This is a genomic window from Rhodococcus sp. EPR-134, from assembly GCF_001647205.1.
GTDB classification, from domain to species: Bacteria; Actinomycetota; Actinomycetes; order Mycobacteriales; family Mycobacteriaceae; genus Rhodococcus_F; species Rhodococcus_F qingshengii.
Genome location: NZ_LVCT01000612.1, coordinates 1 through 11,652 on the forward strand (window position 1 = coordinate 1; position 11,652 = coordinate 11,652).

General features: G+C 62.2%; 1 protein-coding gene and 1 pseudogene. Both read right to left on the reverse strand.

The annotated features are described in order from the left end of the window. A partial coding sequence (locus A2J01_RS26830; protein WP_231915923.1) for a non-ribosomal peptide synthetase occupies positions 1-11,063 on the reverse strand: 11,063 nt, incomplete at its 3' end. Between the two features lie 457 nt (positions 11,064-11,520). Further along, positions 11,521-11,652 (reverse strand): annotated as a pseudogene (locus A2J01_RS37075) (succinyl-CoA--3-ketoacid-CoA transferase); the annotation flags it as partial.

Here is an 11,652-nt window from a genome sequence, read left to right on the forward strand (position 1 = left end):
CCATACGACAACGACTCGCCACCGAACCGCACCGCAACCCGATCACCAAACCGCGCAGCAGCATCATCGAACCACGCCGACAACGTCGAATCCACACCATGATCGATCTGGCCGGCACTGAAGCGGGACAGCAGGTTTCGTTCTCCATCGACCAAGATGTCAACGTCACCCACCGCTACGGTGGGATCAGCAGTCACCGCACGGAAGGTCCTTACCAGCCGATCACCGAATTCCACAACGGTCGACTCGTCGAACAGATCCGTCGCATACGTCAAAGAGGCGGACATTCCGGCGGGTGCGCCGGCCTCGTCGGTTCGTTCGGTCAGGGTCAACTGGAGGTCGAATTTCGCCAGCGCAAGATCGGCACTTTCGATCGACACTTCGAGGTCGCCCAGTTCGAGCGTTGTCTGTTCGTGGTTCTGGAACGTCAACGCCACCTGGAACAACGGATGACGAGCCTGCGAACGAACCGGATCGAGAACCTCCACCACACGCTCGAACGGAACATCCGCATGCGCGAACGCCTGCAAATCCACCTCACGCGCCGAAGCCAACAGATCCGTGAACGACATCGACGGATCAACCTCGGTGCGCAACACCAAAGTGTTGACGAACATACCGATCAGATCGTCGAGCTGCGCCTCACCGCGACCCGCGATCGGTGTACCGATCGCGATGTCGGTCGTTGCGGACAAACGAGAAAGTACGACGGCGAGCGCTGCGTGAACAACCATGAACGGTGTCGAGTTACTGCTGTGCGCAATCGAATTGACAGCTTCGTGCAGGGTGGCGTCGATATCGAACTCGACCTCGGCTCCGCGCCCTGAAGCGACCTCGGGACGCGGACGATCACCAGGCAGATCCAACTGCTCCGGAAGATCAGCCAACGCATCCGACCAGAACGCAATCTGCTTCGCGATCACGGACCGCGGATCGTCCTCGGACCCGAGAACCTCACGCTGCCACAACGAGTAATCGGCGTACTGCACCGGCAACGGCGTCCAAGCCGGCACCGACGCTCGTGTACGTGCTTCGTAGGCAACCATCACGTCACGGGTCAACGGACCCATCGAGAAACCGTCGGTCGAGATGTGATGCACGACGAACACCAGGACGTATTCGCTGTCGCCGACTTTGAAGAGCTTGGCGCGCAACGGGACTTCGGACGTCACGTCGAAGCCGACTGTCGCCAGCTCGGCGACGCCCGCAGCCAGGCGATCTTCCGTGATCGACACGGGGCTGAGGTCGACGACAACGTCTTGGACGTCGAGGACGTCCTGATAGCCGACGCCGTCGACGTCTGGATACACAGTTCGCAGTGATTCGTGTCGGCCCACGACATCGATCACGGCGGCGTCAAGAGCTGCCACATCGAGGGCGCCCGAAATCCTGATCGCCGCCGGGACGTTGTTCACTGCCGACGCGGGTTCGAACCTGTTCAGGAACCACATGCGCTGCTGCGCCAACGAAAGTGGGATCCGAGCTGGCCGGGGCTGCTGCACCAGTGGGGCGGTGGCGCCCGAACCGGCGTGCAGCTCGAGCCGGACGGCGAGTGACTGCACGGTCGACGCTTCGAAGAGCGCACGAACCGGAACGCTTGTGTCGAGCGCCTCTCCCAGCCGAGCGGCGACACGGGTCGCGATCAACGAGTTGCCGCCGAGTTCGAAGAAATCGTCGTCGCGGCCAACCTGTGCGACTCCGAGAACTTCGGAGAACACCTGCGCGACAGTCTCTTCGACGGTCGTGATCGGCGCCTGGTACACCTTGGACTCGAACACGGGCGAGGGCAGAGCCTTGATGTCCGTCTTGCCCGCGGTGGTCAACGGAATCGAATCGAGTACCAGTACCGAGTCGGGGACCATGTAGCCGGTCAGGAACGTCGACACCGACTCGATGACCTGTGCGGGATCCACCTCGGCGCCGGCCTGCGGCACGACGTATGCAACGAGACGATCTCCGAAGTGATCGTCGGAACGAACGAGAGCAACAGCTTGCGCAACGCCCGCGCAACGGGTCAGCGCGGCCTCGATCTCGCCGAGTTCGATACGGAACCCACGGATCTTGACCTGGAAGTCACTGCGGCCCACGTACTCCACTGCGCCACCGTCGATCCACCGGACCACGTCACCCGTGCGGTACAACCGCTCTCCCGGCGCCCCGAACGGGTCTGCGACAAAACGACCCGCTGTCAATGCCGGCTGTCCCAGGTATCCACGTGCGACCTGAACACCCGACACGTACAACTCACCTGCGACACCAACCGGAACGGGCTGCAAGCGGCCGTCCAAGATCCGCGCGGCCATTCCCCGAATCGGGCCGCCGATGTTCATACGATCAAACGCGGTCAGCGTATCGCTGATGTTCGAGGCGACTGTCGACTCCGTCGGACCGTACGCATTGAAGAATCCACGCACACCGCCATCCGGAAGCGGCACCGCCCACTTGGCAACGAGAGAACGCGAACTGGCTTCGCCACCGACGACAACCACCCGCAACGCGTCGAGCCCGCTCGGATCCACTGATGCCAGCGCAGCGGGCGTCACGAACGCATGCGTCACGCCCTCCGAGCGCAAGATCTCGGCCAATTCCGCGCCGCCGTACACCGTCGTCGGCGCAATCACCATCGTCGACGCGGAGCCGAATGCCATCAGCAACTCGAGGACAGACGCATCGAAACTCGGCGAGGCGAAATGCAGCGTCCGAGCATCCGCGGTCAGCGCATAGCGCTCGACCTGCTCGGCGCAGAAGTTCGCCACACCGGCGTTGGTGACCACAACGCCCTTGGGCAGACCTGTGGTGCCGGACGTGTAGATGACGTACGCAGGCTGCCGCTCGTCGATCGCACTACGTCGATCCGAATCACTCACCGGCGCGCAGGATTCTGCCGCGCACGCCGCCACTGTCTTCTCGTCGTCGAGAACAACCCACGTCAACGCCGACGGCAATCCTGCCTCGACGTCACTGAGCGCAAGACCCAGCACCGCACCGGAATCGGAGATCATATGGGCGATACGGTCAACCGGATACGTCGGGTCGACTGGTACGAACGCAGCACCCGTTTTCGCCACTGCCCACAGAGCGAGAACCGAATCGGCCGAACGCGGAATCGCGATCGCGACCCGATCCTCCGGCCCGACGCCCTTCGCAATCAGAACACGAGCGAGTTGCGACGACCGCTCGTCGAGTTCGTGGTAGCTGATCGACTGACCGTCGAAGCGAATCGCATCCGCCGACGGATCCACAGCGGCCGCCGCTGTGAGAATCTCGACCAGGGTTCCCGAGACCGACTGACCTCCATGAACATCGGCCAGCACACCCCGCTCGGCCGCATCGAGAATATCGATGTCACCGACGACAATCGAAGGAACCGACACGACGGTCTCGAGGATACGAACCAGACGCCGAGCAAACCCTTCGACCGTCGAAACGTCGAACAGATCGGCAGCAAACGTGAATTCGGCCGAGAGCCCTTGCTGGATCCCGTCTTCGCCGATCGACTCGGTTACTGCGAGTTCGAGGTCGAACTTGGCAGTGGTCGTGTCGATTTCGGTGGCCTTGATCGCCAGTCCCGGCAGTTCCAATGCCGTTTGCGCGAGATTCTGCAAGGACAGCACGACCTGGAACAGCGGATGTCTGGCCTGCGACCGGGCGGGAGCCAAGACGTCCACCAACCGCTCGAAGGGCACGTCCGAGTGAGCGAACGCTCCGAGCGCAGAATCACTCGCCGCAGCCAGCAGATCCGTGAATGCCTGGGCCGGGTCGACCTCGGTCCGCAGAACAAGCGTGTTGACGAACATGCCGACGAGATCGTCGAGCGCCTCGTCGCCACGACCGGCAACGGGAGTGCCCACGGCGATGTCCGAGGTTCCGCTCAGTCGGGCCATCAGAACGGCAAGCGCCGAGTGCAACGCCATGAAGTGCGTCGCGTTGTTCTCCCGTGCCAGCGCGTCCAATCGACGGTGCACATCCCCGGAGATCTCGAACGCGAATCGCTCGCCGCGCATCGACGCCACATCAGGCCGAGACCGGTCCGACGGAAGCTCGATCACATCCGGTAGGTCTGCCAGAGTCTCGGTCCAGTACGAGATCTGCTGCGAGATCAGTGATTCCGAGTCGTCTTCCGACCCCAGAACCTCACGCTGCCACAACGAATAGTCGGCGTACTGCACAGTCAACGGCTGCCACGCCGGCGCGGTCCCATCCTTGCGTGCCGAGTAGGCAATCATGACATCGCGAGCCAGGGGCGCCATCGACCAACCGTCAGCGGCGATGTGATGAACCACGATCGCAAGGGTGTGCTCGGTGTCGCTGACCGTCAACAGGCGGACACGGATCGGCACGTCGACGGTGACGTCGATCGCTGAGGATCCGATTGCAGCGACTCGACTTTCGAGCTCGTCCTGATCCGAAACCGACTCCACGGTCAGCCCGCCGAACGCCTCCGAGAGCGACAGAATCGACTGCTTCGGTCCGGAAGCCCCGTCCGGATATACCGTTCGGAGCACCTCATGCCGGGCCAGTACGTCCTCCAGCGCCATTTCCATCGCGGCAGTATCGAGATGACCAGTCAGGTGCAGAGCAAAAGTGATGTTGTAAGCAGCTGAGTCGGTGTCGAAGCGGTTCAGGAACCACATGCGCTGCTGCGCCAGCGACAACGGAATTTCCGCGGGACGCACCTGTGCGACGAGCGCCTTCTGCCCGCCGCTACCTACGTGCGACTCGATGTGTGCGGCGAGCGCCTCGACGGTGGAAACGTCGAACAGCGTTCGCACCGGCACCGTAGTGTCGAGCGCCCGCCCCAATCGGGAGGTGACCTGAGTAGCCACCAGGGAGTTGCCACCGAGTTCAAAGAAGTCGTCGTCGAGGCCGACTCGTTCCACTCCGAGAACATCCGCAATCACCTGCGCGACAATCTCTTCCACCGGCGTGGTGGGTGCACGAAACTCGCGGACCTCGAAAACAGGCTCCGGCAAAGCCCGGCGATCCAATTTGCCCACCGGGGTCAACGGAACCTCAGCGAGTTCCATGATGACGGACGGAACCATGTAGCTCGGCAGAGCCTCCGCCACGAACGAGGCGAGCACGTCCCGATCGAAACTCGACCCGTCAGCCAGTTCGACGTAGGAAACGAGGGTTGTGGCACCCGCCGCGCCTTCGCTTCCGACCGTCACCGCGAAGCGCACAGACTCGTGCGAGGACAGAACTGCGTCGATCTCACCGAGTTCGATACGGAATCCGCGAACCTTGACTTGGAAGTCACTGCGGCCGACGTATTCGAGAACCCCCGCGTCACCGCGCGCGTCTCCGCCGGTCCAGCGCACGACATCGCCGGTCCGGTACATTCGCTCGCCATCCGGCGAATACGGGTTGGCGACAAACCGTTCCGCAGAAAGGCCTCGCCGCTCATGGTAGCCGCGAGCCAATGCAGCGCCCGCAAAGTAGAGCTCTCCCCTGGTACCGACTGGAACAGGATGCAGACGCTCGTCGAGTACCAGTGCCGACATGCCCTCGACGGGACGCCCGATGTCGATCGATCGGCCGATCGCGAGATCGCCGAACGACGAGATGATAGTGGTCTCGGTCGGACCATACCCATTGAAGTAGGCGCGCCCTGGGGCCCATTTCGCCAGCAACTCGGGAGTGGTCACGTCACCGCCGACGGAGACGACTCGCAATTCAGGCAGCTCTGCCGGCTCCATGGTCCCGAGTACTGCGGGAGTGATGATCGCGTGTGTGACCTTCTCGGAATGAAGAAGATCCGACAACTCGTGTCCACCGATAATTGTCGACGGAACGATCACCAAAGTTGCACCCGCGGAGAAGGCGACCATCCATTCGAGTACCGACGGGTCGAAGCTCGGTGAACAGATATGGAGGAAGCGCGAGGACTGTTCTACCTCGTAGCGACGCTGTGCTGCGTCTCTGACCCCACGGAGTCCACCGTGAGTGACGCTGACACCCTTCGGTTTTCCCGTGGAACCGGATGTGTAAATGACATATGCAACGTGAGAACTGTGAATCGGAGCGATTCGGTCCTCGTCCGTGACCGGCGCTGAAGATTGCGCCGACAGTTCTCCGTTCAGCGCCTGGCCGTCAAGGACCAACCATTCTGTGACCGCAGGAAGCTGATCTACGAACTGTCCCGACGTGAGTCCCATCGCGGCCGAAGAATCGGCCAGCATGTGCCGGACACGATCTTCCGGATAACTCGGGTCGACTGGGACGTATGCCGCCCCTGACTTCGCCACCGCCCATACTGCACAGACCATCTCGTACGAGCGAGGAAAGGCGAGAGCAACAATGGTCTCGGGGCCGGCGCCACGTCCGATCAGAACCCGTGCGAGCTTCGACGACTGCTCATCGAGCTCTCGATAGGTGATCGATCGACCCTCGAAGCGCACAGCAACCGAATCCGCCTCAGCCGTGCCGGACAGGAAGATGTCGACGAGACTCTGCCGGGGCATCGTGTCATCCGCGGCTACGACCGTCAGATCGGTGCGCTCGGAGCGTGAGAGCAGGTCGATATCGCCGACGATCGTTTCAGGTCGGGTAGCCACGGCATCGAGGATGCGCACGAACCGAGTAGCGAAAGTGTTCACCGTGGCCGGATCGAACAGGTCCGTGGCATAGGTGAAGGTGGCGCTCAAGACGTCCGAGTCTTCGCTGCCTTCAGGATTCTCGGACACCATGAGCTCGAGATCGAATTTGGCGACCGGTACTTCCAATTCAGCTGCAACTGCTTTGACACCTGAGAATTCCAGTTCGCGTCGTCCACTGATCTCCGCAGTGAGCGCAACCTGGAACAGCGGGTGTCGAGCCTGCGAACGCGCCGGACTCAGAACTTCGACCAACCGCTCGAACGGCACATCGGCATGCCCGTAGGCAGACAAGCCCGATTCCCTTACCCGAGCGAGCAACTCTTCGAATCGTTCGTTCGGATCGACCTCGGTGCGAAGCACCAGGGTGTTCACGAACATGCCGATCACGTCGTTGAGCGCTTGATCGCCTCGCCCGCCGATCGGGGCACCGATCGCGATGTCGGAGGTACCACTGAGCCGGCTCAACAGCGTTGCATATGCCGCCTGCAACACCATGAACAGCGAGACGCTCCTCGAGCGCGCCAACTCGTTCAACTTGCGCGTCGTGCGTTCGCTGATCTGAAAATGGTGCTTGGCACCGTGATTGGACGCGATGGCAGGACGAGGTCGGTCGGTCGGCAGATCCAACTGATCCGGCAGATCGGCAAGTGCCCGGCGCCAGAAGTTGATCTGGCGAGACGACTCCGAGCGCGGGTCTTCGTCGGATCCCAGTGCTTCGCGCTGCCACAGGGCGTAGTCGGCGTACTGAATCGGCAGCGGCGTCCACGCCGGCGCAGACTTCTCACTTCGCGCCGAGTAGGCGACGAGAAGGTCACGTGCGAGCGGACGGAACGACAGTCCGTCTGCAGCGATGTGATGGAGAACCATCACCAGGACGTAGTCCGTCGGAGACACCTCGAAGAGGGCAACCCGTACCGGGATTTCGAGCGTCACGTCGAAGCCGCGAGACGCCACGTCGAACAGCGCCGCGTCGAGATGCGAATTCCGAATCTTGACCGGATTCAACTCCACCGCGGCCCGGTCGACCGGCAGAACCAGCTGTTGCGCGGTTCCGTCGACATCAGGGTAGATCGTCCGCAAGGACTCGTGTCGCTCGAGAAGATCCATCACCGCGGCATGCAGGGCGGACGGGTCCACCGAACCGGTGAGCCGGACCGTGAACGGAAGATTGTAGGCGGGCGTCGACGGATCGAGACGGTTGATGAACCACATGCGCTGCTGCGCAAGCGAGAGCGGGACGACCTCGGGACGAGGCTTGGCGATCAGCGGGGTGAGCTGCCTGGCGTTGCCCGCCACCGACTCGGCGCGGGCCGCCAGGGTGGCGACCGTGGTGGATTCGAAGAGCTCTCGAACGCCGAGTTGCACTCCCAATGCCGAACCCACTCGCGTCACCAATTGTGTTGCAACCAGAGAGTTTCCACCGAGCTCGAAGAAGTCGTCATCGATACCGACGCGCTCGACACCGAGAACGTCGGCAAACACGTCCGCCACGATGCGTTCGATTTCGGTGCGGGGCTCGCGGTACTGCTTCGCACTCGCGAACACCGGCTCGGGCAACCCGGCACGATCCAATTTGCCACTCGTGTTGAGCGGCAACGCATCGAGCACCATCAACGCGGCCGGAACCATGTACGACGGGAGGCTTCGGCCGGCGAACTCACTGAGCACCGCAGCATCGATGTTTCGGCCTGGACCCGGCACGACGTAGCCGACCAATTGATCACCGGTCGGGGTGACGGTCACCAAAACGACAGCCTGCGAAACGTCGGGGTGCGCCAGAAGGACGGTCTCGATCTCGCCGAGTTCGATGCGCTGCCCGCGGAACTTCACCTGGAAGTCTGTACGCCCGATGTAGTCGAGATTTCCGTCCTCACGGCGACGAACGAGGTCGCCGGTCCGGTACATACGCTCACCGGCCGTGCCGTACGGATTGGCTACGAACCGATCCGAGCTCAGGTCCGGTCGACCAACGTATCCGCGCGCGAGTTGAACGCCGGCGAGATAGAGCTCACCCGGCTGCCCGATGGGGGTCGGGCGAAGTTGCCCGTCCAGTACGTGCGCCTGAGTGTTCCACTGCGGCATACCGATCGGCACGGAAGTAGTATCCGTGGCCACGGCCTCGTAGTACGTGACCGATACCGCGGCTTCGGTCGGACCGTACAGGTTGTGCAGTCCGGCTCCACAGAGTTCGCGGAAGGCGGAAGACGTCTCGGGCGGGAGCGCCTCGCCGATGACAAACACGTGGCGCAACGAATCACAAGATCCGGCAGGTGCATTCGCCGTGAACAGCGTGAGCATGGATGGCACGAAGTCGGTGATCGTGACGCCGAGCTCCGCGATCTTGTTCGCCACGTAGATCGGGTCGCGATGACCGTCCGGAGTCGCGACGACGAGCGTGGCGCCGACCTGCAACGGCATGAAAAATCCCCACAGCGACACGTCGAATGTCGTAGCGGTCTTCTGCAGGTAAATGTCCGACGCCGAAAGCCCGTACTCGGCGTTCATCCACTGAAGCTGATTGTTGATCGCCGCGTGAGTGACCGCGACACCCTTGGGTCGACCGGTCGAACCCGAGGTGTAGATCACGTACGCAGTGTTCGAGAAATGCAAGGGAGACAGGCGATCCGCGTTGACGATCGGTCTGCTGTCGAGCTGCCCATAGTCCAGTGTGTCGATCTCGATGACCCGTGTGCCCGAGGGCAGATCCACGTCGTCCCGCGCAGTGGTCACAACACACGTGGGCTGCGCCGACTCGAGAATGTAGGCGGTGCGGTCGGCTGGGTGGTCGGGATCCACCGGTACCCAGGCTCCGCCGGCCTTGGCAATCGCGTACAGACCGACCATCAAGTCCAAAGACCTGCGGATCGACAGTCCTACAAGCGATTCGGGCCCAACACCCATGGCGATGAGTTGACGAGCCAAACCATTTGCGCGAGAGTCGAATTCGGCGTACGTGAGGCTGGCGCCTTCGAAAACGACAGCGGTGGCATCGGGAGTTCTCTCGACCTGACGCTCGAATGCTTCGGTGATGGTCTGCGAGGCAACGTGGAAGCCGGTGCGGTTCCACAAGGCAACCTTGTTTCGCTCCTCGTCGGTTGCGACAGGAAGATCCCAGACCTTGCGGCTCGTTTCGGCCGAGACGAACTTCTCGAGAAACTCCACGAACCGCGAGTGATTTCGCTGGGCGTCCGCGGGCGCATACAGATTGGGATTCGACTCGAAGTCGATGTGTGTGCGGGTATCGCCGACGCTCTGATACAGGTTGACACCGAGGTCTTCGATCAAACCCGTGGACAAGATGTGAAGTTCGCCGACGAGGGGCCCGAACGCCAACTCGGTGGAAAACATCATGATGTTGATCCAGGGGCCGAAGAATCCGCCCCGGCCCGGCCCGTCCCCGCCGCGAACCATGTCCTCGTGTCGGTATCGCTGGTGGCGCAGTGCGCCGGACATTTCGTTCCTGACATCGTCCAGAAGCTCCTGGACGGTGGTGTCCGCGGTGACGGTCAGGCGCAGCGGCACGACGTTGGAGACCATGCCTCCGGATCGACGCAGCACGGCTGTTGTTCGACCGGAAACGGGCAGACTCAGCGACACGTCCTCTCGTCCGGTCATCTGAGCGAGGTACGCCGCAAACGCCGCGACGACAGTGCCGGCAACAGTGGTCTTCTCGATGCGCTCGAGGAACCGCCCGAGCAGAGCCTCGACGTGGTTGGACAGCGCTGCACTGTCGATCCGACTGACTGGAGCCGGCGCGGCACTTCGACCCGCGAGGCTCGAGATCTCGTCGAGATTCTCGATCTTGTCTGCCCAGTACTTGCGATCGGTTTCGAAACGACTCGACTGGCGGTACTTGTTGTCCACCTCGTAGACGTTCCGGAGATCGGAGGCCTCACTCGGCTCCGGATCCCGGCCCTCCACGCGCGCCGAGTACAGCTCCGCCACACGAGTGACGAACGTCGACGCACCGAAACCGTCGAGAATTGTGTGATGGACCCGTGTGTACCAGTAGTAGCGATTCTCGCCGAGCCGCAGGATCGTGGCAGAGATCAAGCGGTCCGTGAGCATGTCGATCGGCCGGCTGCGATCTGCTCGCATCCACCGCATGGCAGCGTCGTGCGAGTCGTCTTCACTACGAAGGTCGACGTAACCGACCGAATCATCGAGTGCGGGGTCGATGATCTGGTAAGGCTGGGCGTCGATCTCGAAGATCCGGACGAAGGCCGACCCGATTTCGCGACCGGCGTCTGCGCAGGCCTGCCGAAGGGCGTCAAGTTCCAGAGCACCACGGAGTTCGACGTACTGAGCGATGTTGACCGGAACGGCGGGATCGAGGTGTTGCGCGAACCACATACCGAGCTGGGCCGCGGAAAGCGGGAATGCGTCGGATCGCTGAACGTCTTCCGGCGAGCTGCCGACCTCCGGCTTGCCGCTCCCCAGTTCTCCGTTACCCAGCGAATTCACGCCCACAGCCTCTCTTCCACACCATTGCGCACCCGTGCGAGCCGAACGTCCGATTCGCAGCAGCTACCGACCTCATCCAACCTCGACGAGCCAGAACCACCCATTGTCTCCGATACATAGGTGACAAGAGAAATCCATACCCCGGTGTATCGACGGTTTTGTTGCAATTCGTTACAAATCGCCCAGCTCATCTACCCCCCGATCGCATTGCCGAAACGCACCGTTCAGACGCGGCGCGCGACACCTCTCCCCCTGGGACAATCAATTGCAACCGACGATCTACACCCCAATCCACATCAGTCACCTCGGACAATTTACAGGGCCGCCGGGTACTGGGTGTCTGAGCTCGAACAAGATTCGACAGTCGCTGATCGAGACTATCGGTACTCGCCGACAGACCGACGAAAGAACGCGCCGACCAGCGGTCGGCGCGTTCTTCGATTTACGGTACGAAGCTTCAGGAAAAGCCCACACCAGTCACACTCTTCAGGTGCTCGCTGCTGACCCCTGGAGCCAGCTCCACAAGCTGCAGCCCGTCCGCGGTGACGTCCAGCACTGCCAGGTCGGTGATGATCCGGTTGACGACGCT